Below are 21,030 nucleotides of genomic sequence, written 5' to 3'. Positions count from 1 at the left end.
GTCACACCAGTGCCGCGCCGCCGTCTATCGCGAGCGTGGTGCCGGTGACGTAGGCGTTGGACAACACGAAGAGGTAGGCCGCCGCGGCTTCCTCGGCAGTGCCGACGCGCCGCGTGAGCAGCTCGGACCCGGCGCCCTGGAGGAAGGCCTCCGGGTCCGGGACACTGCCGTCCCACAGCTCGGTGCGGATCACACCGGGCTGGATCACGTTGACGCGCAGCGGGGCGAGTTCGACGGCGAGTGCCCGGGACAGGGCCTCGATGCCGCCGGTGATGCCTGCCGTGAGCGCGGTTCCGGACAGGGGGCGGATCGCGAGGACGCCGGAGCTGAAGGTGATCGAGCCGCCTTCGCGCAGTCGTGGTGCAGCGTACTTGGCGGAGAGGAACGCGCCCCAGAACCGGCGCTCGAAGACGGCCCTGGCCTCCTGCGGGGTGGTGTCGGCCAACGGCTTGATCAGCAGGGATTCGCCCGCGGTGTAGACGAGGTGGTCGAACTCCCCGACCTGCTCGAAGAACGCGGCGATGGCGTTGCCGTCGGCGACGTCCAGGCGGCGGCCTTCGGCCGGCTCGCCCAACCGCTTCGTCGCGGCGTCCACGCGGTCCTGATTGCTGGAGGCGACCACGACGTCCGCGCCGGCCGCCGCGGCCTGTTGGGCCACCGCGAAGCCGATGCCGGAGGTTCCACCGATGATCACGATCTTCTTGCCGGCCAGAGACATGGGATCGGTCCGTTCCTTCGTCGATGCAGTGCCGGGGGTCGGCAACTGCCGTGACACGAACGTACGCCTCCACCATCGAGACGGTGAATGCCTGGATGTCTTGATTCCCTGTCATATCGTCTCGCCACGCAAGCACTAGAGTGGCGCTATGGACATCCTGAGCGACACCCTCGAAGTCCTGCGCACGGGACGCCCGATGGTGACTCGCACCGACGCGCACGCCCCGTGGGCCCTGAAGTTCCAACCCATCTCAGGAGCCGGATTCCACGTGGTCGTGGAAGGGCACTGCCACCTGCTGCCACCGCACGGCCAACCGCTCGCGCTCGGACCCGGCGACATCGTCTTCCTGCAGCGCGGCAGCGGACACACCCTGTGCGACGTGCCGGACCGCGATCCGGTGGACTTCGTACCGGAGCGCGTGGACCGTTCCTCGCCGATCGGCCAGGTCACCGTGGACGGACCGGGGCCGCACACGGTGCTGGTGTGCGGCGCGTACGCGATCGACGTCGAGCGCCCGCATCCGCTGTTCAGCGATCTACCGGAGGTCATCCACCTCCCCGCGGTTCCCGGCCGCCACCCGGTGCTGCGCTCGGCGGTCGATCAGCTGTGCGCCGAGTTCCACGCACCGCAGCCGGGCTCGGACGCGGTCGTCACGGCGCTCGTCGATCTCCTGCTGCTGTACATCCTCCGGTCGTGGTACGCCGAGTTGCCGAAGGAGCGGACCCGGGGTTGGGCGGCCGCACTGACCGACCCGGCCGTCGCCCCGGCCCTGAAGGCGATCCACGACGATCCCGGCCATCCCTGGACCGTGGAGTCTCTGGGCACCCGCGCCGGGCTGTCCCGCGCGGCGTTCGCCCGCCGCTTCGCCGCGGTGGTCGGCGAGCCGCCTTTGACCTACCTGACCAACTGGCGGATGGCCACCGCGGCGCGGCTGCTGCACCGATCGCCGGCCCCGCTGAGCACCATCGCGCAACACACGGGGTACACGTCGGAGTTCGCCTTCGCCAAAGCCTTCAAACGACACTTCGGATCGCCGCCGGGGGCCTACCGCAAGCAGGCCACGACGGCAGGCGACGAACCACACGGCCACGACTGACGGTGAGGGCCGGCACATCACCGCGGCGGAACGGGAAGCGAGGGCCTGCGGTCCGGCAGGCTGCGCACAACGTCGGTGACCACCCGACAGAGACGGTGCGGAAAATGTCGGGTGCCCGGGGCCGGTGCCGCCGCACCATGGGGGCATGGACGACACGACCTTGGTAACCCGTTTCCTGCGCGACGGCTTCGTGAAGCTGGAGGGCGCCGTCGCACCGCGCGTGACCGCGGACTGCGCGCGGCTGCTGTGGCGGGAGACGGGCTGCGACCCGGACGACCCGTCGACGTGGACGCAGCCCGTCCACTGGGTGCCCGGCATGGCGCAGGGGCCGTTCGCCGCCGCCCCCAACTCCCCGGCCCTGCACCACGCGTACGACCTGCTGGTCGGCGCGGGGCGCTGGGAGCCGCGCTACTCGCTGGGCACGTTCCCGCTGCGCTTCCCGCACGAGGAGGAGCCGAACGACGCGGGCTGGCACATCGAGGGCAGCTACCTGCCGCCGGGTGAGAGCTGGTACTTCACGAACCTGCGCTCCCGCGACCGGGCGCTGCTGATGCTGTTCCTGTTCAGCGAGGTCGGCGAGGAGGACGCCCCGACCCGGATCCGGGTCGGCTCACATCTCGACGTGCCGAAGGTGCTGGAGAAGTACGGCGAGGACGGCGCGAGCGGGCTGACCCTCGCGTCCGAGCTGGTGGCGGCCTCCGACCACCGCCCGGTCGCCCTGGCCACCGGTTCCCCGGGCGACGTCTTCCTGTGCCACCCCTTCCTGGTCCACGCGGCCCAACCGCACCACGGAACGCGCCCGCGCTTCCTGGCCCAGCCCCCACTGATGCCCGCCGCCCCCTACGACCTGGACCGCACCGACGGCACGTACTCCCCGGTGGAGATCGCCATCCGCCGAGGCCTCGGCCGGCCCACCCCCGGCCCGGACGGCGACGGCAGCCCCCACACGGCCGGCAGCGGCACCCTCCACCCCGTCGGCTAGTACAGCGTCAGGAGCACCCGGGCCACTGCTTCCTGGAACCGGTCCTGCGTCGGTTCGAGTTGCCGGCCGGCCCGCTTGCACGCCTCCAGGTCCTTCGCCCACACCGACTCGCCGGCCAGGGTCTGCAGTTCCGTGGCAAGCGCTCGTACGTCGTCGTCGAAGACCCGGGCCCGTGCCGTCTGGAGACTCAGCAAGGCCTCCGACCAGCCGACGGCCGTCGGGGTCTCCCAGACCCGGGCGGCCCAGTTCCCGGTCTCCCGAAGCTCGGTGAGCAATCTGTCCATCTCGCCGTAAGCGGCCTTGATCACGTCAGCCACCGCAGCCTGCAGAGCCAGGACGCTCTCCCGCTGGAAAGCATCGCGGGCAGCCTGCTGATCACGCTCGAACTGCCGATCACGAGCAGCGGCCTCGCGAGTCCAGGTCAGCCGTTCCTTGTAGATGGTCAGCGCCGATGTCGTGACCGAGCCGAGCACGACACCGACGAAACCGAACAGAGCCTCCCCAGCCACGCCACACTCCCTACTCCCGGTCCCGAGCAGCCCGAGCGCTTCCTACCACCGATGCCGTGCCGCGACACACGGCCGGGTCGAGGAGGCGGGCTGCAGACCGGAGAGCTGCGAGAGCTCCGGTGAGGGCGGTGCCGAGGCGGCTCCTCGGCACCGCCCGTCGGGGCCAGGCGTCCGTGCTCACCCGGCCGCGGGCAGCCGCCTCATCGCCGGCCGGTCGGTCACGGCTGCCGGCCCGGCTCCGTCGCGCCCGTCCACCACTCGAATTCAGTCAGCGAGGGTGTACCGGCTCGGCAGGAAGATCGCTGGGTATAGTGCAGGCGTTTCGGGGGGCCGGCGGCGGGGAGTCTGTCGACTTCACACGCCACCTCGCGTTCGCGGACATCCGGGACGCTGCGGGAGCCCCGATGACCACATCGCGCAGGAGGCCGTCCCATGGAACCCGTCACGCTGATCACCGGTGGCTCGACCGGAATCGGCGCCGCCACCGCCCGCGCCCTGCTCAAGCAGGGCCACCACGTGGCCGTCACCGGACGTGACGCGGACAAGCTGGCCGCCTTCGCCGCTTCGGCCGGAGCGGGCGAGCGGCTGCTGACGATCACCGGCGACACCAGCGACGAGCACGACGTCGCCTCCGCCGTGCGCCGCGTGGTGGACGTGTGGGGCCGACTGGACAACGTCATCGCCAACGCCGGCTTCTCACTGCCCGGCAACCTGGAGAGCCACGCCCCCGAGGACATGCGCGCCATGGTCCTCACCAACGTCCTGGGCCCGGCCCTGCTGGTGCGGGAGACCCTGCCGCACCTCAGGGAGTCCAAGGGGCGGATCGTGATCATCGGTTCGGTCGCCGGGGTGCGCAACACGCCCGGCAACCTGTACTCGGTCACCAAGTGGGCCGCGCACGCGCTCGCCGAGAACACCCGGCTGCTGGTCGGCAAGGACGGCGTCGGCGTGACCGTCGTCGCCCCCGGGGTGGTGGACACCCCGTTCTGGAACGAACGCGGCGGCACCCCCGACGCCTCGCCGACTCTGACCCCCGAACAGATCGCGGACACGATCGCCTTCGCCATCAACCAGCCCGCGGGCGTGGACATCAACCACCTCACCGTGCGGCCGACCGGCCAGCTCGGCTGACGCCGCGCTCGGCAACGGCAGGGCCGGTGTTCCCGGCGGTGGCGGTGATCACTAAGGTGTGGGAGTTGTGAGCACGGGTGGATCCAGTCGCGACCAGTGGGTCGAGTTCGTCAGGGAGTTCGAGAAGAGCAACGCAGCACAGCAGCCGGGTGCCGCCGAGCCGGCGCGCCCGCCCGAGCGGCGGCGCTCGCGGCGTCGGCTGCTGCTTCTCGCGATGGCTGCACTGCTGGTAGCAGGGGGCGCGGCGGCGTACCTGCTCCGGCCGTCGGACCCGGCGCCGGCCGCCGCGCCTGCGCCGGCACCTGCGTCTGCCGCGCCGACCTCGGCCGCTCCCTCCCAGCCCGTGGCACCATCGCCGTCCGATGACCCGTCGGCGGCAGCGGGCGCTCCGGCCTCGGCGATCCCGCTGTCCGTCTTCCCGTCGCAGGTGCAGGGGTACACGCTGGTGGCGGCGGCGACGAACCCGACCTGCACCGGTCCGAACACCGTGGCGCCGACCCTCGCCGGGTTGATCACTCAGGGCCACGGCTGTCTCGGCGTGGACCTGGTGCTGTACAAGGACGCCGACGGCAACCAGTACAATCTGGCGCTGTTCACGATGAAGGACCAGGGCGACATCGCCCACCTGATCACCGTCCTGGGCTCGCACCCCGAGGCCTACCAGGCTGCCGTCCACATCCCGCCGAAGGACTCGGGCCTGCGCCAGCTGCCGCCCGGCAGCGGCCTGGTGCAGGACTTCGCGGCCTCCGGGCACGGCATGCTCCTCGGCATGGGCCAGTGGTCCGACGGCCGGACCGCGGACCTCGACAAGCTGTCGAACCAGCTCTCGCCGCTGACCGAGGCCGTCATCAGGAACGTCCCCGCCTGACGGAGCGGCCTGGGGTTCGGGCCGAGGTCCGTTCGCGTCGACGCGAGGGCGGTGTGGTCGGGCTCAGCGCCGCCAGCGGTGGAGGGCGTCCCATTCCTCGGTGATCCAGGTGCCGTCGCCGATCAGCATCACGGTCTCGACCTCGGCCATCGGGTACTCGACCCGGCCGTGCAGGGCGCCGGTGGCGGGGTCGGCGAGCCAGTGGCTGTGCTCCCGCCAGCCGTCCCTGCCGAACATGTACACCGCGGCCTCGTCGTACGGGTTGTGGAGCGTCACCATCGCCGTCCCGTCGTCGACGAAGCCGCTCGACGAGGAGATGTACGGGGCGTTGTGCACCGAGCAGTCGCCGGTGCCGGGGGCCGGGAAGTCGTCCAGGCCGAGTGAGGCGGTGACCCGGTACGTGGGGAGGCTGTGCCAGCTGACGTCCCGTCCCGTGCGGTCGACGGTCATGCAGCGGGCGTTGCGTGAGTCCGTGCCCAGGTAGTCGCGCTCGTCCAGGCGCAGGCCGCCCCGGTCCTGTGGCACCTGCCCGCCCAGGACGACGGCTCCGGACTCCCACCGCGCCTCGTAGTGGGTGGCCGCCGAGCGCCCTCCGGAGACGCTCACGCCGGAGATCTCGTCGTTCTCGTCCCAGAGCAGGCTGACGAACCGTTCGTAGCCGCCGCACGGGAGCACGCTGCGGGCCAGCACCGTCCCCTCGGCGTCCAGGGTGAGGATCAGGGTGCTGTCGGGCAGTCCGGAGGGCAGCCGCAGCCAGATCCGGAGCTCCTGGTCGGCGGTTGTCGAGAAGTCGAGGTAACCCCAGCGGCCCACGTCCCAGGTGCCGTACGGCTGCTTCCACAGGGTCGCGCCGTCCCGGGCGACCGCGACGTAGTCCGTCGCCGTGCCGAAGACGGCGAACGACAGGTCGGGAGCCGTCCACTCCCTCAGCCACCGGTTGGGCGACGGTGCCGGGAACTCGGCCGCCGGCTCGGCCTGTTCCGCCAGCTCGTAGATGCGCAGCGACTCGGCGCTGCGGACCTCCAGCCGGGGGACGGGACCGGTGGGGTCGAGGCGGGTCCGGGCGCCGTCCCGGTCCGGGATCGGGTACGTGGCCACCAGGCTGGGTGTGATCGTCATACCGGCATCCTCTCGCGACGCGCCGACAACCCGGGGGCGTCGGTGTCCGCAACCGTTCCACGCTCACCTCGTCCCGCTGCGCCGTTCCAGACGGCGACGAATCCGCAGGTCAGGGGGCATGTCGCTGTTCCAGCGTCCCGGATCGCCAGGCGGAGCTGGCGGGCGGGACGGAGCCCGGGACAGTCTGTGGTCCGACGGCGGACGTTCCCGAACGGCCCGCCGCCCGAACGACCCGACCCCATGTCACCCGACGTCCGGAAGGAAGCCCTCTCCATGCGCACCACCCCGAACCGACGCCCGATCCGCCCGATCACCGTCCTGCTGGCCGCCGTCGGGCTGGTGGCGGCCGCGGCCGCCCCGGCCGCCGCCGTCCACGGCGGATCGGACACCACGGCCAAGGCCCACCCGTTCGTGGTGGCCCTGGAGACCGCCGCGGGCGAGCAGTGGTGCACCGGCGCGCTGATCGCGCCGACCAAGGTGCTGACCGCCGGCCACTGTGTCGCCGAGGCGGACGACCCGGGCTCGCTGCGGGTGATCGCCGGGCGGACCGACCTGACCGGCTCCAGCGGCCAGGTCCGTCGGGTGAAGGGCTACCGCATCGACCCGCGCTACACCTCCGGCCTGGCCCACGACTCCGCCGTCCTGACCCTGGACCGTCCACTGCCGCAGAAGCCGGTGCGGGTGGCACGGCAGGGGGACGAGCCGCTGTACCGGTACGGCCGCACGGCCACGCTGTTCGGGTTCGGGCGCACCGGCACGGACGGCCCCGGCACGCACCTCAAGCAGGCGCAGCTGACGCTGGCTCCGCCGGCCTCCTGCGCCCCGTACACCTTGCCCGAGGACTCGCCGCAGCTCAAGGTCTGCGGCCTGCCGCGGACCGGTACGACGGACAGCGTCTGCAAGGGGGACTCGGGTGGGCCACTGGTGGTGGGCGGTGTCGTGATCGGAGTCGTCTCCACCGGCAACAAGTACTGCGACACCCAGCACCCGGTCTCGGTGTTCACGCGGGCCACCGACGTCCCCGCGGAGCTGCTGTCCTAGACAGCCGGGACAGGGGCGAAGGCGGAACAGCCCCACGGCCCGGCCCGGGTCAGGCCCCGGCGGCGCGGCCCTCGACGAAGTGCTTGAAGCGGCGCAGGTCGCCGCGAACCTGGACGCCGAGCACGCCGAGCTTGTCGGCGGCCTTCTCGGCCAGGCCCGTGGGCTGGAAGACCATGGTCATCCGCACCCGGGTCCGGGCCGCGCCGAGCGGCTCGAAGTCGACCGTGCCGCTGTGCTTCACGCTCTCGCCGGTGGTGCGCCAGGCGACCCGCTCGTCGGGTACCCGTTCGACGACCTCGGTCTCGAACTCCCGGGACAGCCCGGCGATCCTGGTCCGCCAGTGGGCACGGCGGTCGTCCAGCTGTCTGACCTCCTCCACGCCGTCCATGAACTTCGGGAAGTCCTCGAAGGTCGCCCACTGGTCGTAGACGACGCGGACGGGCACGTCCACGTCGATCGATTCCTCCACCGTGCTCATTGCCGGACCTCTCCACCTTCCACGCGCAGGCGCTGTCGCTGTCCCTGCCAATCTGGGCCGTCTGCCGGGCAGCGGCAACCGACACACCTTCGGTGATCACGGTTCGGCAGCTTTCTGCCCAGTGAGGTTTAAATCGCTGCTCCTGACGTTCGGGCAGGCGATAGGTTTCGCCAGGCAAAAATCAACTCTTGATCGTCACGGGGGAACCACCATTTCCACTCAGTCCGCCGAGCTGCCCCACAGCGCCACGCCGGCCGAGCCCACCGCTCCCACCGAGCCCGCCGCCGACGCCACGGCGGCCCCGGGCCTGCCCGGCTACGGCGAGGGGCAGCTCACCTGCCGGCACTGCGGTTCCGTCCCGGCCGTGGACGCGACCTTCCGCGGGCACCTGGGCCTCATCGTGATCCTTAAGTACCTGAAGCGCCGGGGGCCTTTCTGCCGCAGCTGCGGCATCGCCACGCACCGCGAGATGACCTCCGACAGCCTCTGGCAGGGCTGGTGGGGCATCCCCTCGATGATCGTCAACCCGATCGTCATGCTGCTCAACATCCCGCAGCGCCTGAAGGTCAACAAGCTGTCGGAGCCGCTGCCCGGCGCGCCCCGCCCGCCGATGGACCCCGGCAAGCCGGTCTACCTGAGGCCCACGATCATCGGCGTGCTCATCCCGGTGATCCTGATCTCCCTGATCGTCCTCGTCGAGAAGGACGACCCCGAGTTCGCCAAGACCGGCGACTGCATCCACAACAGCAACCCGATCGTCCTGCCCGGTGCCGTCGACAAGAACCCCGACGTCACCGTGGTCCCCTGCTCCGACCCGAGGGCCGAGGCCCGCGTCGTGGGCCGCGAGGAGGACACCAGCGACGGCGAGAACGCGTGCCGGAGGTTCCCCGACGCCGACGGCTACTTCACCTACAAGCGGGGCAGCGACAAGTACACCCTCTGCCTGCAGGGCCTGAAGCAGAAGCCGGGCACGAGCCTCGTCCCGTAGCGGGACACCTGCCCGCGGCGGTCGACGTCACGCCGGTTCTGCGCCGACGGCTTTCGCGGTCGTTCACGACCGCAGGTCGGGCGCGGCCACCGGCGGGGCCACCGGCGTGGCCGACCCGCGCCGCCCTGGGGCGCGACGTCGCGGCGGCCGGGCCGACTCCGGTGTGCAGCGGAGATGCAGTGCGGCGAGCAGCAGGCAGGATGCGGCCATGACGGACCACAGCGCGGTCGTCCCCGCGTGGGCGAGCAGCTGGGTGCCGAGGAGGGGCGCCAGTGTCGCGGCGACGCCCCAGCTGGTGCCGAAGACGGCCAGGTAGCGGCCGCTTCCGCCCGGTGGCGCGAGGTCGGTGACGCGCGCGTAGACACGGCCCATGATCAGCAGGTCGCCGAGGCTCATCACGGCGGCCGATGCGAGCAGCGCCGGCAGGCTGCGGGTGAGGGCGTAGCCGGACAGCCCTGCGGCCAGGAGCAGGTGGGCGAGAGCGAGTGCGACCGGCGTGGTGAGCCGGGTCGTCCAGGGCAGCCGGACCAGCGGCTGGGCGAGCACGGTGGTCGCTGCCGCGGCGGTGAACAGCAGGCCGGCGTCGGCGGCGGGCAGGCCCTGCCGGGCGAGGGCGAGCGGCAGGGCGATCACGGTCTGTTGGTTGATCAGGGCGTAGGCGGTTCCGGTGGCCAGAACGCCCAGCAGGGCCCGGTCGCGCAGCGGCCGTACGGCGGTGTCGCCGCCCTGGTCGTCCGCTGCGGGCGGTGCCGGGCGGTCGCGGGGCAGGGCGAGGCGGATCAGCAGCGCGCAGGCCAGGCAGGTGGCGGCGTCGGTGACGAAGAGCCAGCGCAGGTCCCAGCGGCCGAGCAGGGCGGCGAGCAGCCCGGCGCCCATGCCGCCGGCCGCGAGCGCGGCGCTGAACAGGCTGAACGCGCGCACCCGGTGCTGCTCGGGCACGGACTCGCCGATGATCGCCTGGCTCGGGGGCTCGTAGAGTTCGAAGGCCAGCCCGAGCAGCACCGCCCCGGCGACCGCCCAGGTGAGCGAGGCGGAGGCCGCGATCGCCAGCTGTGCGACGGCGCAGCCGCAGAGTCCGAGGACGATGGTCGTGCGCCGGCCGATCCGGTCGGCCAGGTGGCCGCCGGCCAGCCGCGAGGGGATCGTGGCGAGCCCGAAGGCGGCGCTGACCAGGCCGGCGGTGGTCAGGCTCGCGGCGTGGTCGGTGCTGATCAGCGCGGTGAGGAAGGGCAGCGAGAAGGCCCCGAGCCGGTTGACGACCCGGGCGAGTAACAGCAGACGGACGGTACGCGGCAGCGGTTCGGAGCGCGGCACGGCGCCTCCAGCTTCTCGTGAGTCGTGAATTGTGGATCGTCAGTGATCAGTGATCAGTGATCAGTGATCAGCAGGCGGGGCGGACGCTGTCGTCAGGCCGGGCGGTCGCTCCGTGCGAAGTGCGGCAGCACCATCGCGACCAGGGCGTCGACATCGGCGTCGACCATCGGTTCGCCGGTCATGCCCATCCGGTGGAGCAGGATGCCGACGACGGCGTCGATGAAGAACAGGACCCTGTTCTCCGGCTCGTCGAGCGCGTCCTGGAGGGCGAGGCGGTAGGGGTCCTGCAGCCGGGTGGAGAGGATCTCGCGCAGGGCCGGGTCGCTGACGGCGTCGCTGAACACGCCCGCGAACGCGTCGCCCACCCCGGGTTCGCCGATCTTCGCCGCGATCCAGCGGATGGTCGCGGTCATGAGCTCGGCCCGGTCGGCGCCCTCCCTGAGCGGTGCCGGGCCGAAGGCGTCGAGGAGGCAGTCCACGATCAGCGCGCCCTTCGACGGCCAGCGGCGGTAGATCGTCGTCTTCGCGATGCCGGCCGCGGCGGCGATGCGCTCGACCGTGGCGCGCGCGTAGCCGAGTTCCTGAACCGTCCTCAGCGTGGCGGTGAAGACCTCGGCGTCGATGCCGCTGCGCGGGCGTCCGGGCGGCCGGGCGGGTGAAGGCGTTCGAGTCATTCCCTCACCCTAGCGAGTTCCGCTACCTTAGGTATCGATACCTGAGGTAGCGAAACCTGAGGTGGCGCCACCATACGGGGAGAAGAAGGCATGCGGGGAGGAGAAGGTATGAACGGGACCGGCGGTACGCGGCAGCCGTCGGCGAGCGGAGGCGGGTTACGGCAGCAGGCACTGGGGGGCGAACGGGACTGGGAGGCGATGACGGCCGAGGAACTGGCCGCCTATCGCGAGGCGGAGAACCACAGGCGGGCGTCGCCGGCGATGCGGGCGATCACCGGGATGCCGGACCCCGGTGCCGCGGTCGACTGGCAGGAGCTGGCGCTGCCCGGCCGCCGCCTGCCGGTGCGTGTCCACCGGCCGGTCCGCGAGCGCGGCGCCGACCGCGCCGACCGCGCCGAACGAGCTGACTGGACAGAGCCCCTGCCCCTTGTACTCCACGTCCACGGCGGCGGATTCGTGGGCACGGCGGTGCAGTGCGACTGGATCACCAGCCGTCTCGCCGCCCGGCTGCCGGCCCTCGTCGTCTCGGTCGAGCACCGCCTGCTCGCCCCCGACACGCCACTGTCGGCCGCCGTCGACGACGGCTGGGACGCGCTCGACCACCTGGTGCGGCACGCCGCCCATCGGGGCATCGACCCGACACGCATCGCCGTCTTCGGCGAGAGCTGCGGCGCCCTGATCACCGCCCTGACCGCCGTCCGCGCCCGGCAGGCCGGCCTGCCGCTGCGGGCCCAGGTGCTGGTCAACCCCCTTGCCGACGTCACCGGGGCGATGTTCGACCACCCCTCGGTCGCCGAGTACGCCCAGAGTCCGACCCTGACCGTGCCCCAACTGCGGCTGCTGCAGCGGCTCGCCGTCCCCTCGGGGGACGACCCCCGTGCGCTGTCCCCGCTGCACGCCGACCAACTCGCCGGCCTGGCACCGGCGTTGGTGGTGGTGCCGACCCATGACCCGCTGGCCGACCACGGCCGCCGCTACGCCGAGCGCCTGCGTGCCGCCGGGACGCCCGCGCGGCTGGCCGAGTTCCCGGAGACCACGCACGCCTTCCTGAGCATGCCGGCGGTGGTGCCTCAGGCCGAGGCGGCAGCGGCGGAGATCACCACGTTCCTCCGCGATGCCCTCGACCGGCCGGGCGGGCCTGGTGGGCCCGGCAGCCTCTGACCGAGCGCGCCCGACGAGCACGAACGGCGAGCGCGCCCGACGAGCACGTCCGACGGCGGAGCCACGGCATCCGCCGTCGACTGCCCTCCGGACTAGATAGATCGTTCGTTCTAGTCCGTGCTAGGTTTACCCCACTAGAGCGTTCGTTCCAGTCAGGTCCAGTCCTGGGGCGAAGCGACGACCGAACCTGCCACCCGTCTGCCTTCGGCGCAGGGCGGGACCGAACACCGCAAGAGGGAACGAGGAACCGTGGACATCAAGCACATCACCGCGAACGGCATCGACTTCGCCTACGTGGAGCAGGGCGAGGGCCCGCTGGCCCTGCTGCTGCACGGATTTCCGGAGACCCCGGACATCTTTCGCGACCTGATGCCGGCTCTGGCCGCCGCCGGGTACCGGGCGGTGGCCCCGTACATGCGCGGCTTCGCGCCCTCCGCGGTCCCGTCCGACGGCAGCATGCGCCTGGCCGACCTGATCGCCGACGCCAACGCCCTGCACGAGGCCCTGGGCGGCGGCGCCGACGCCGTCCTGATCGGCCACGACTGGGGCGGGTTCACCACCTGGGGCGCGTCGGTGCACGCGCCCGAGCGCTGGTCGAAGGTCGTGGTGGCGGACGTACCGCCGCTGCGTTTCTACGAGCGCAAGGCCGCCGACCCGGTGCAGATCCACAAGAACAGCCACTTCTACTTCTTCCAGATGGGCATCGCCGACCAGATCGTGCCGGTCGACGACTTCGCCTACATCGACTGGCTGTGGCAGCACTGGAGCGGCTTCGCCAACCCGGAGCTCGACACCACCGCCTACCGCGAGGCCGGCAAGAACGCCCTGCGCGCCCCCGAGAACCTGAGCCTCGGCCTCGGCCTCTACCGCCAGAACTTCCCGGCCGCGACCTTCGGCACCGACCAGTGGGAAATGGGCCCGCTGCTCGCCGAACTCCCCGCCCAGCCGACCCTCTACCTCCACGGCAGCGAGGACCCGGTGATGGACGAGGAAGCGATGGCGGACCTGCTCCGGCTGCTGCCCGCCGGCTCGGACAGCGTCCTGCTCCCTGGCGTGGGTCACTTCCCCTTCGTCGAGGCCCCCGAGGAGGTGACCAAGCGCATCCTCGCCTTCCTCGCCTGAGGGTCTTCCTCGCCTGAGGACCCTCCGCCCCGTCGCCCCGGAGGAGCGTGACCGCGATCCGGGGCGACGGGGCGGTGCGGGGTGCGAGCCCGGCCGTCAGCGGCACGGCGGGACAGCGGGACGGACGGACCCGGACGGACCGACCCGTCCCCGGAGGTTCGCCGGACAAGCCCGGCAGGCGCGGCAGCATGCTTCTACCCTGGGACAGGCGGACACCCCCGCCGGCTGTCGCTTGGGAGTGAGCGTGCGCCAACTCGACCTTCTCGTAGTCGTCGTCTACCTGGTCGCCATCGCCGTGATCGGGCTGCGGCTGGCAGGCCGTCAGAGGACGTCGAAGGACTACTTCGTCGGCGAGGGCCACCTGCCGTGGTGGACCGTCTCGTTCTCCGTCGTGGCCACCGAGACCAGCGTGCTGACCGTCATCAGCGTGCCCGGCGGCGCCTACGGCGGGCAGGGCTTCGGCAACGTCGAACTCGCCCTGGGCTACGTCATCGGCCGCACCGTCGTGGCCTCCGCGCTGATCCCCCTGTACAAGCGCGGAGGCTTCGTCAGCGCCTACCAGTACCTGGGCAGCCGGTTCGGCCCCAGGCTCCAGGGGCTCGCCTCGGTGACCTTCGTCGTCACCCGGCTGCTGGCCGAGGGCGTGCGCCTGTTCGCCTCGGCGATCCCGATCAAACTGCTGCTCGGAGAGTTCGGCGTGCACACCGGCTACCGCGCCATCATCATCGTGCTCACGCTGATCACGGTCGTCTACACCTACCTCGGCGGGATCAAGGCCGTCATCTGGACCGACGCCATCCAGATGGGCCTGTACCTCGGCGGCGCCCTCCTCGCCGTCGCGGTGCTGTCCGGCCACGTCGGCGCCGACGGCTACGCGCGCGCCCTGGACGCCGGCCGGTTCAGGCTCTTCGACACCGACTTCGGCCTCGACCACATCCTCACCAGCCCGTTCGCCCTGCCGACCGCGATCGTCGGCGGCGCGATCTTCGCCATGGCCAGCCACGGCTCCGACCAGCTCATCGTCCAGCGCATCCTCGCGACCCGGACCCTGCGCGACGGCCAGAAGGCGATGATCGCCTCCGGCGTGTTCGTCACCCTCCAGTTCGCCGCCTTCTCCCTCGTCGGCGCCCTGCTGTGGGCCTACAACGAGGGCAAGAGCTTCAAGGCCCTCGGCTTGGGCAGTTCCGACAACCTCTACCCCGACTTCATCCTGCACGGGCTGCCCGTGGTGGTCTCCGGCCTGCTCGTCGCCGGCATCCTCGGCGCCGCCATGGGCTCGCTGTCCTCGGCCCTGAACTCGATGTCGAACTCGACGGTCGCCGACATCATCCACAGCTTCTTCCGCCGGACCCCCTCCGAGGAGTTCCTGCTCAGGCTCGCCCGCGTGATGACGCTGGCGTGGGCCGCACTGATGGCCGTCTTCGCCTGCGCCTTCAGCACCAGCACCGGCAACGTCTACCTCACCGGCCTGACCATCGCCGGCTACACCTACGGCGCACTGCTCGGCGCCTTCCTGCTCGGCCGCCTCGTACGGCGCGCCAACGAGGCCGACTCCGTCCTCGCCTTCCTGGCCACCGTCGCCGTGATGACCTACCTCGTGCGCGAGGTGAAGATCGACGTCACCACGGCCGCCGGGACCGTTCCCACCGCCATCGCGGCGCAGTGGCTGGTCCCGGTCGGCGTGCTGGTCACCCTCGCCGTCGGCGGCCTGCTCAGCCTCCTCCACCGCGCCCCCGACACCTCGCGCACCCCGGCGGACGACGCACGGCCCACCCCCGAGGCCGGCCTCCCCGAGGCGGCCGCCGCCCAGGAGTGACGCCGGCTCGTTCGACAGCGTGCCCGACGTTCGGAGCCGGCGGTGTCGCGAATGCGGATGAACGGGCGCGCCACGACGGCACCGTGACGCGGAGACGGCCCCGACGACGGCTAGAACGGGGGAATGCGTCTACCCTCCCTCGCCGCGCTCCCCGCAGCGGCCCTGCTCGTCATGCTCCCCGGCACCGCCCACGGCACCGCCCCCGTCGCACCGGAGCGGGCCCGCCGGCCCGTTCCCGTCACCCAGCCCGTTGCCAGTTCCGTACCCGTCACCCAGCCCGCGCCCGTTCCCCGGCCCCTCGCCGCGCCGCTGCCGGAGTACCGGTTCACCGGGGCCGGATTCGACGCCTGCTCGGCGCCGCCGCTGGAAGCCCTGTCCGCCTGGCGCACCGCCTCGCCCTACGGGGCAGTGAACATCTACAGCAGCGGAGGCCAGCGCCACTGCTCGCAGGACCGGCTGACGCCGGAGTGGGTCGCCGAGGCCCGCTCGATGGGGTGGAAGCTGGTGCCCACCCACGTCGGACTCCAGGCACCCTGCGCCGACCGCCCGGACAAACCACTGCGGATCGACCCAGCACGCGCCGAGGCGCAGGGCGAGGAGGAGGCGCAGGAGGCGGCGCAGGCACTGCGGACGCTGGGCCTGGGGCCGGGCAGCCCGGTGTACCTCGACATGGAGGGGTATCCGGTGGGCGACGCGGTGTGCAGCCGGGCGGTGGTCGACTTCACCGCCGGCTGGACCACGGCCCTGCACGAGGCCGGGTACCGGTCGGGCTTCTACTCCAGCATGAACTCCGGCATCGCGGACCTCGTCGCCGCCGTCCGGGCCGGGCGGTCCCCGGTGCCCGACGCGATCTGGTACGCCCGCTGGGACGGAAGGCCCACCACCACCGGCCAGGCCGGGCTGCCCGACGACCTGTGGACCGGCCACCAGCGCATCCACCAGTACCGGGGCAGCGCCGACGAGACGTACGGCGGGGTGACGCTCAACGTCGACCGCGACCAGCTGGACGGCCCGGTCGCAGGCGGTTACTGACCCCGGACGAACCGGCAGGCCGACCGGGAACGGGAACGGGGGCGGGACATGGGCCCGTACCGGGTGGACGGGAGGAGCTGGGAGGTGGCACTGCCGCGGGCACCGCACCGGGCAGGGGCTCCGGACCGGGTCCGGAGCCCCTTGCGGTGTGCTGCGGTCGCGGGTGGATCTCGCGGCCGAGGGCCGAGGGCCGGCGGACGGCCGCCTCGGCGGCCGAGCTCGGGCTACCTCCGCAGGTGGTCGCGCGGAGCCGGGGCGGTCAGGGCGCTTTCCGGGCCCTTGACCATCAGCCCCCCGACCAGCGCCGCGATCAGCAGGGCCGCGGCCGACAGGTACAGGGCCACGGGAGTGTGTCCGCCGGATTCCAGCCCGACCGTCCCGCCGAGCAGGGCGGCGGAGGCCGAACCGCCCAGCTCCTGGCCCGTGACGGCGAGGGCGGCCCGGCCGCCGCAGTCGTGCGCGACGATGCCTTCGGTGATCGCCGAATAGAGCAGGGTGGCGGCCGTGCCCAGTCCGACGCCGAGGCAGATCAGGCCGGACCAGGCCCCGGCGGGGGATTCCGGGCCCGTGCCGATGAGCAGGACACCGACCGCCGCGAGCCCCAACCCCGGTACCAGCAGAGCGCGGAACGCGACGCGGGGCAGCAGCGGGGCGGCGAGGAGCAGGGAGCCGGTGAGGAATGAGCCGGCCGTGACCGCGAACGCCACCAGCCCCGGTCCGGGCCCGACGGACCACAGGAACTCGGCCAGCGAGGGCACCGCCGACTCCAGGGCGAACCCGCTGAGGCACAGGGCGATCAGTGCGCCGCGGCGCCCGAGGGCCCCGGTCCCGTACGCCGGCAGGATCGCGGCGCCCGGTGTCCTGCCCTGCCGCCGGAAGAAGGCGGCCATCAGGACGACACCGCCGGCCAGGCACAGGGGCGGCAGCGGAGTGTCCCAGCCGAGCGCCGGCGACCGGTCGAGGGCGAAGACGACGGCGGCGACCCCCAGCGTGCTCAGCAGCGCGCCCAGCGCGTCGAATCCGGCCGGCGTGCGGTCGGGCAGGTCACGGACCAGGGCGGCCGTGCCGGCGAGGGCGATGAGGGCCAGCAGGATGATGACGTAAAGGGACATGCGCCACGTCGTGTACTGGGCGAGCGGCACGGCGAGGAACAGGCCGAGCACGGAACCGCCCAGGGCCGCCAGCGAGTAGAGCCCGAAGGCCTTCGTACGGGCCCTCGACCCGGTGAAGTGGACGGCGACCAGCGCGAACGAGGCCGGGGTGCTCAGGGCCGCGAAGACGCCCTGGGCGGTGTAGGCCCAGAGCATGGTGTCGGGCTCGGTGGACCACACCTGGACCGCGGTGGTCAGGGTGAACCCTGTCAGGCCGATGAGCAGCGTCGTCTTGCGGCCGATGAGGTCCGCCAGGTGTCCGCCGAGGAACAGCAGCGCACCGAAGGCCAGGAAGTGGCCGGTGTCCATCCACTGCGCGGACGAGCTGTCCGCGTCCAGATCGCGCATGACGTCGTACAGCAGCACGGTCGAGGTCGACGTGGCGAGGGCCACGGCCAGCTGTGCGATCGTCGCCATCGCCAGTGCCCACCCGCGCCGCAGGTTCGGGCCCGGCGGCGGTGCCGGCGGTCCGTATCCCGGCGGGGGCCCGGCGTGCGCCGGGTCGGTGGGCGCGTACGCGGGCGGGCCGTACGCGGGCGGGGCCAGGGGATACGAGGTCTCCTGGCCGGGGGCGGGGGCGGGGGCGGGGGCGGGGGCGGGAGCGGGGGCGGTGTGCCCGTGCGGAGACGGCTGCGGGCCCCGGTTCTGCGGGGTGAAGTCCAGCAGTTCCGCCGCCTTGCGCCCGATGTGGGCCAGCACCGGCCCCGGCAGCCACTCCCCGACTCGGTCCGGCTGCGTGCGCTCGACCACCTGGGCGGGCGTGGGCCGCGCCGCCGGGTCCTTGGCCAGGCACGCGCGGACGAGATCGACGAGCGAGTCCGGTACGCCGGTGAGGTCCGCCTCCTCCTCGGCGATCCGGAAGAGGTGGGCGTTGAGGCCGGTGTCCGTGGCGCCGAACAGGAGGCGGCCGGTGGCGGCGTAGACGAGAACCGCGCCCAGGCAGAACACGTCGCTGGCAGCGGTGAGTTCACGGCCCCGGACCTGCTCGGGGGACATGAAGCCAGGCGATCCGATCAGCATGCCGGTGCGGGTGAGCAGGCTGTCCCCGCCTATGCTTTCGAGCGCCCGGGCGATGCCGAAGTCGATGACGCGCGGCCCGTCCACGGTGACGAGGACGTTGGACGGCTTGAGGTCGCGGTGGATCAGCCCCGCCTGGTGCACGGCCTGCAGGGCGAGGGCCAGGCGGTTGGCGAGGGTGCGCACCGAGTGCTCGGGCAGCGGCCCGTAGCCCTTGCCGACCACGGTGGTCAGGTCGGGACCGGGGATGTACTGGGTGGCGACCCAGGGCACGGCCGCCTCGGTGTCGGCGTCCAGGACGGCGGCCGTCCAGTCCCCGCCCACCAGCCTGGCGGCGGCGACCTCGCGGGTGAACCGCCTGCGGAATTCGGGGTGGTGGGCGTGTTCGGCCTGCACGGTCTTCACGGCGACCGTCCGGCCGAGGTCGGACCGGCCGAGATAGACCAGGCCCATTCCGCCCTCACCCAGGCGGGCGATCAGACGGTAGGGGCCGATGTGTGTGGGGTCCTGCCCCGTCAGCTGTTCCACGGCGGAGGGATCAGTCCTTCACGTTGGGGCTCAGATGGTGACACAGCTTCACGAAGAGGTCGAGATTGGGCAGGACGTGCGCCCGCGCGGACCTCGGAGTCGGCCGCTCGGTCCGGATGTGCTCGATCTCGTCCTTGCCCATGCGGTGATCCCCCGTAGGTGAAAGTGCCTTGATCAGAAGATAGTGCAGTTGTCCACGGTCAAACCGCGGTTCAGCACTATGGATCCGGCCGGCCGGCAGCCGACTTCATCAGTCTGTGCGGCCCCGACGTGCTCTTGGACGGGACCGACCTGCGGCCGCAACTCCCTGGATGATCAAGCGGGTTGCGGCCGTCCCCGGCGAGCCGGTGGCCGCCCCGCTCCTCGGCCGGTGCCGGGGGACCGTGGTTCCGCGCGGCTACTTCCTCGCACTCGGCGGCAACACCGCGGCCGGCATCGACTCGCGCCACCACGGATACCTGCCGCCGTCAGGAATCCGGGGGCGAGTGGTGCGGCAGGTGTGAGGCGAGGAGAGGAGAGGGTGCCGTGCTACCGGTCCGACCCCTCCAGCACCTGCGTGACCAGGGCGACGTCGGCCTTGGGAATCACGATCACGTGCTGCTCGCCGCTCGCCGACAGGTCGAAGCGGGCCATCTTCGGGTGCGGCGTCCGCTGCTCCGACGGCGACAGGTGGAACGGGCCGCGGAGGGCGACGGTCTCGCCGGTGCGCCGGTTGCGCCAGGTCACCGTCTCGGCCGCGAGGTACAGGAGGCCGGCCGCCGCGTGCGGAACGGTGCGTCCCTTGCCGACCGACAGCATCTTGACCGTGCCCAGCGTCGGGCTGGAGCAGAACACCTGCAGGGTGGTACCGGCGCGGAGATCGGCCAGGTCCTTCTCGGTGCTCAGCCGCCGGATGCCGAGCACCGAGAGCAGGGTGTCGGAGAGGGTTCTGGTTCCCGCGGAGCGGCGTGTTTCGGTCGTCATGGCGCAGATCCTCGCAGGTCAGGCCGGAAGGCCCGCGACCGGGGTGGTACCACGAGGCCTGTCTGCCCCCGGGGGCGGAGGGCGGACGCGGCGTCCGTCGTGGTGGGGCACCGGGCGGGGTCTCAGGGCGTGCTGTCCTGCGGTCGTCTGTCGAACCTCGCGCCGCGCGGGGGTGCGGGTGGGGGGTCGGTGGAGGTGAGCAGTTGCAGCCCCAGGCTGCTGCAGGTGTGGAACACCGCCTTGCCCGCCCTGCGGGAGGTGATCAGGCGTGCGTGCCGTAGTGCTCTGGCGTGTTCGGAAGCGGATGCCTTGCTGATGTCGAGCGCGCGGGCGATCTCCGTGGTGGTGCGGTGGGCGGTCAGCAGGTGCAGGACTGCGGCGCGCGTGCTGCCGAGCAGCGTCCCCAACGGGTCGTCGGGCTCGTCCTCCCCGGTGAATCGCAGGGGTGCCGCCGCCGTCGGGTAGATCAGGACGCTGGGTGCGTCAGTGTGGTGGGCGATGATCGGACGGCCCTTCCAGAGGACCGACGGCAGTACCCGCAGCCCGTGGCCGGTCAGCCGGACGTCGACGTCGCCGGGTCGGTCGTACGCCAGTGTCGAACTGCTTTCCCAGTGGCCGCCGGGTACGAGGCCGGCGAGGGCGGTGTGAAGGCCCTGATGGGCCAGGATGCGTGTGCGCCAGGCGAGCTCCGCGTCGTGAGCGGCCTCGATCCGCGGCCACTGGTGGGCGAGCAGAGCCGTCCACGTCGTGCGCAGGGCGGATTCGAGCAGGTGCAGGCCCGCACTGTCGCGGCCCACCAGGGCGCGGGTGAAGGGCGTGACCGGGCGGGATGCGGGACACACGTGGTCCAGGTCGGTTCGTATGGTGGCGGCCGGTGTGTGCAGGACCAGGTCGAGGCCGGAGCCGAAGTCGGGGCTGACCGGGTCGAGGAACATCGGCCCTGCGCCGGAGGCAGGCACCAGGTCCAGCAGGGGCCGCCCTGCCACGGGGAAGGCCCGGCGTGCGGCCTGCTGCCACCGACCCGCATCGCAGGGCCGGGGCGGTCGCTGCAACTGGGCCACCGCCAGCGCGAGTTCCATCATCGGCGCGGGAGCGGGGACGAATGCGACCCGGAGGAGGTCGTCGGCGGAGAAGTGTAATCGCAGCACTGCAGGCTCCTTCTCGGTGATGTCCGACGGCCGCGTCGTTCGGCCTGGGCCGAACGGATGGCTGGTCGCGCACGGTTCTCACGAGTATGGCAACGCCGACGACGCCGGGACACGGGCGATCAGGACAAGCACCGTGGGCGACGGGCGGCGGCAATCAGGCGGTGGTGTCCGCTC

Annotated in this window: 21 protein-coding genes; 11 read left to right on the top strand and 10 right to left on the bottom strand. The window is 72.2% G+C overall.

The annotated features are described in order from the left end of the window. Position 1: 1 nt before the first annotated feature. Positions 2 to 718, bottom strand: coding sequence for an SDR family oxidoreductase (locus tag CRP52_RS35700; RefSeq protein ID WP_097241003.1), 717 nt, complete (start codon positions 716 to 718; stop codon positions 2 to 4). 148 nt (positions 719 to 866) lie between these two features. On the opposite strand from CRP52_RS35700, the gene CRP52_RS35695 reads away from it, so the two are divergent. Together CRP52_RS35695 and CRP52_RS35690 are read left to right on the top strand one after the other, a co-directional pair. After that, a complete protein-coding gene (locus CRP52_RS35695) occupies positions 867 to 1,814 on the top strand; it encodes an AraC family transcriptional regulator (RefSeq protein WP_097241002.1) in 948 nt (315 codons plus the stop codon). Positions 1,815 to 1,959: 145 nt separating this feature from the next. Next, positions 1,960 to 2,796 carry a phytanoyl-CoA dioxygenase family protein gene (locus CRP52_RS35690; RefSeq protein ID WP_097241001.1) on the top strand — a complete coding sequence of 279 codons (837 nt, stop codon included), beginning with the start codon at positions 1,960 to 1,962 and terminating at the stop codon, positions 2,794 to 2,796. Here the strand turns inward: CRP52_RS35690 and CRP52_RS35685 are convergent. Further along, positions 2,793 to 3,305, bottom strand: coding sequence for a hypothetical protein (locus CRP52_RS35685; protein ID WP_097241000.1), 513 nt, complete (start codon positions 3,303 to 3,305; stop codon positions 2,793 to 2,795). The two genes, CRP52_RS35690 and CRP52_RS35685, sit on opposite strands and share 4 nt — an antisense overlap. Before the next feature lie 432 nt (positions 3,306 to 3,737). Between CRP52_RS35685 and CRP52_RS35680 the strand changes: the two genes are divergently transcribed. Together CRP52_RS35680 and CRP52_RS37875 are read left to right on the top strand one after the other, a co-directional pair. Then, complete coding sequence (locus tag CRP52_RS35680) at positions 3,738 to 4,436, top strand: SDR family oxidoreductase (protein ID WP_097240999.1); 699 nt, start codon at positions 3,738 to 3,740, stop codon at positions 4,434 to 4,436. A gap of 67 nt (positions 4,437 to 4,503) precedes the next feature. Then, positions 4,504 to 5,304 carry a hypothetical protein gene (locus tag CRP52_RS37875; RefSeq protein WP_143685922.1) on the top strand — a complete coding sequence of 267 codons (801 nt, stop codon included), beginning with the start codon at positions 4,504 to 4,506 and terminating at the stop codon, positions 5,302 to 5,304. A gap of 63 nt (positions 5,305 to 5,367) precedes the next feature. On the opposite strand, the gene CRP52_RS35670 is transcribed toward CRP52_RS37875, so the two are convergent. Beyond that, a complete protein-coding gene (locus tag CRP52_RS35670) occupies positions 5,368 to 6,423 on the bottom strand; it encodes a hypothetical protein (RefSeq protein WP_097240997.1) in 1,056 nt (351 codons plus the stop codon). A gap of 273 nt (positions 6,424 to 6,696) precedes the next feature. Between CRP52_RS35670 and CRP52_RS35665 the strand changes: the two genes are divergently transcribed. After that, positions 6,697 to 7,464, top strand: a complete 768-nt coding sequence (locus CRP52_RS35665; RefSeq protein ID WP_097240996.1) for a S1 family peptidase — start codon at positions 6,697 to 6,699, stop codon at positions 7,462 to 7,464. A 49-nt stretch (positions 7,465 to 7,513) separates the two neighbouring features. On the opposite strand, the gene CRP52_RS35660 is transcribed toward CRP52_RS35665, so the two are convergent. Continuing rightward, positions 7,514 to 7,942, bottom strand: a complete 429-nt coding sequence (locus CRP52_RS35660) for an SRPBCC family protein (protein ID WP_097240995.1) — start codon at positions 7,940 to 7,942, stop codon at positions 7,514 to 7,516. A gap of 121 nt (positions 7,943 to 8,063) precedes the next feature. Between CRP52_RS35660 and CRP52_RS35655 the strand changes: the two genes are divergently transcribed. Beyond that, complete coding sequence (locus tag CRP52_RS35655) at positions 8,064 to 8,930, top strand: LppU/SCO3897 family protein (protein ID WP_143685921.1); 867 nt, start codon at positions 8,064 to 8,066, stop codon at positions 8,928 to 8,930. A 63-nt stretch (positions 8,931 to 8,993) separates the two neighbouring features. Here CRP52_RS35655 and CRP52_RS35650 read toward each other — a convergent pair whose 3' ends face one another. Then, the gene (locus CRP52_RS35650) at positions 8,994 to 10,244 is read right to left on the bottom strand and encodes an MFS transporter (protein WP_257033224.1); all 1,251 of its coding nucleotides are present in this window, start codon (positions 10,242 to 10,244) and stop codon (positions 8,994 to 8,996) included. A gap of 92 nt (positions 10,245 to 10,336) precedes the next feature. Continuing rightward, complete coding sequence (locus tag CRP52_RS35645) at positions 10,337 to 10,918, bottom strand: TetR/AcrR family transcriptional regulator (protein ID WP_097240993.1); 582 nt, start codon at positions 10,916 to 10,918, stop codon at positions 10,337 to 10,339. 198 nt (positions 10,919 to 11,116) lie between these two features. Here CRP52_RS35645 and CRP52_RS35640 point away from each other — a divergent pair, with 198 nt between their 5' ends. The 4 genes from CRP52_RS35640 (at position 11,117) to CRP52_RS35625 (ending at position 16,049) form a co-directional block, all read left to right on the top strand. Then, entirely contained in the window at positions 11,117 to 12,079 is a 963-nt protein-coding gene (locus CRP52_RS35640; RefSeq protein ID WP_257033247.1) for an alpha/beta hydrolase, read from the top strand. 249 nt (positions 12,080 to 12,328) lie between these two features. Further along, positions 12,329 to 13,201 carry an alpha/beta fold hydrolase gene (locus CRP52_RS35635; RefSeq protein WP_097240991.1) on the top strand — a complete coding sequence of 291 codons (873 nt, stop codon included), beginning with the start codon at positions 12,329 to 12,331 and terminating at the stop codon, positions 13,199 to 13,201. Positions 13,202 to 13,445: 244 nt separating this feature from the next. Next, positions 13,446 to 15,017: a sodium:solute symporter gene (locus tag CRP52_RS35630; protein WP_097240990.1), complete on the top strand. Its 1,572-nt coding sequence runs from the start codon at positions 13,446 to 13,448 to the stop codon at positions 15,015 to 15,017. Positions 15,018 to 15,140: 123 nt separating this feature from the next. Next, positions 15,141 to 16,049 (top strand): DUF1906 domain-containing protein, encoded by a 909-nt coding sequence (locus CRP52_RS35625; protein ID WP_097240989.1) that lies wholly within the window; start codon positions 15,141 to 15,143, stop codon positions 16,047 to 16,049. 224 nt (positions 16,050 to 16,273) lie between these two features. Here the strand turns inward: CRP52_RS35625 and CRP52_RS40990 are convergent, their stop codons facing one another. Both CRP52_RS40990 and CRP52_RS40215 read right to left on the bottom strand, forming a co-directional pair. Then, complete coding sequence (locus CRP52_RS40990; protein ID WP_097240988.1) at positions 16,274 to 18,745, bottom strand: bifunctional serine/threonine protein kinase/MFS transporter; 2,472 nt, start codon at positions 18,743 to 18,745, stop codon at positions 16,274 to 16,276. A gap of 10 nt (positions 18,746 to 18,755) precedes the next feature. After that, positions 18,756 to 18,887 carry a hypothetical protein gene (locus tag CRP52_RS40215; RefSeq protein WP_257033223.1) on the bottom strand — a complete coding sequence of 44 codons (132 nt, stop codon included), beginning with the start codon at positions 18,885 to 18,887 and terminating at the stop codon, positions 18,756 to 18,758. Positions 18,888 to 19,056: 169 nt separating this feature from the next. On the opposite strand from CRP52_RS40215, the gene CRP52_RS35615 reads away from it, so the two are divergent. Next, positions 19,057 to 19,248, top strand: coding sequence for a S26 family signal peptidase (locus CRP52_RS35615; protein ID WP_097240987.1), 192 nt, complete (start codon positions 19,057 to 19,059; stop codon positions 19,246 to 19,248). Between the two features lie 25 nt (positions 19,249 to 19,273). Here the strand turns inward: CRP52_RS35615 and CRP52_RS35610 are convergent, their stop codons facing one another. After that, positions 19,274 to 19,708 (bottom strand): hypothetical protein, encoded by a 435-nt coding sequence (locus CRP52_RS35610; protein WP_097240986.1) that lies wholly within the window; start codon positions 19,706 to 19,708, stop codon positions 19,274 to 19,276. A 122-nt stretch (positions 19,709 to 19,830) separates the two neighbouring features. Next, the gene (locus tag CRP52_RS35605) at positions 19,831 to 20,856 is read right to left on the bottom strand and encodes an ArsR/SmtB family transcription factor (RefSeq protein ID WP_097240985.1); all 1,026 of its coding nucleotides are present in this window, start codon (positions 20,854 to 20,856) and stop codon (positions 19,831 to 19,833) included. Positions 20,857 to 21,030 lie beyond the last annotated feature (174 nt).

Origin of the sequence: Streptomyces sp. 1331.2, assembly GCF_900199205.1 — a bacterium.
Taxonomy (GTDB): Bacteria; Actinomycetota; Actinomycetes; order Streptomycetales; family Streptomycetaceae; genus Kitasatospora.
Note: the sequence above shows the minus strand (reverse complement) of the source record. Positions and strands in the feature narration are given on the sequence as shown.

Coding starts and splice junctions, on each gene's coding strand:
- CRP52_RS35660 (WP_097240995.1), bottom strand. CDS start 7,942: ATGAGCACGGTGGAGGAATCGATCGACGTGGACGTGCCCGTCCGCGTC.
- CRP52_RS35625 (WP_097240989.1), top strand. CDS start 15,141: ATGCGTCTACCCTCCCTCGCCGCGCTCCCCGCAGCGGCCCTGCTCGTC.
- CRP52_RS35690 (WP_097241001.1), top strand. CDS start 1,960: ATGGACGACACGACCTTGGTAACCCGTTTCCTGCGCGACGGCTTCGTG.
- CRP52_RS35665 (WP_097240996.1), top strand. CDS start 6,697: ATGCGCACCACCCCGAACCGACGCCCGATCCGCCCGATCACCGTCCTG.
- CRP52_RS35700 (WP_097241003.1), bottom strand. CDS start 718: ATGTCTCTGGCCGGCAAGAAGATCGTGATCATCGGTGGAACCTCCGGC.
- CRP52_RS35640 (WP_257033247.1), top strand. CDS start 11,117: ATGACGGCCGAGGAACTGGCCGCCTATCGCGAGGCGGAGAACCACAGG.
- CRP52_RS35695 (WP_097241002.1), top strand. CDS start 867: ATGGACATCCTGAGCGACACCCTCGAAGTCCTGCGCACGGGACGCCCG.
- CRP52_RS40215 (WP_257033223.1), bottom strand. CDS start 18,887: ATGGGCAAGGACGAGATCGAGCACATCCGGACCGAGCGGCCGACTCCG.
- CRP52_RS35645 (WP_097240993.1), bottom strand. CDS start 10,918: ATGACTCGAACGCCTTCACCCGCCCGGCCGCCCGGACGCCCGCGCAGC.
- CRP52_RS35610 (WP_097240986.1), bottom strand. CDS start 19,708: ATGACGACCGAAACACGCCGCTCCGCGGGAACCAGAACCCTCTCCGAC.
- CRP52_RS35680 (WP_097240999.1), top strand. CDS start 3,738: ATGGAACCCGTCACGCTGATCACCGGTGGCTCGACCGGAATCGGCGCC.
- CRP52_RS35615 (WP_097240987.1), top strand. CDS start 19,057: ATGATCAAGCGGGTTGCGGCCGTCCCCGGCGAGCCGGTGGCCGCCCCG.
- CRP52_RS35670 (WP_097240997.1), bottom strand. CDS start 6,423: ATGACGATCACACCCAGCCTGGTGGCCACGTACCCGATCCCGGACCGG.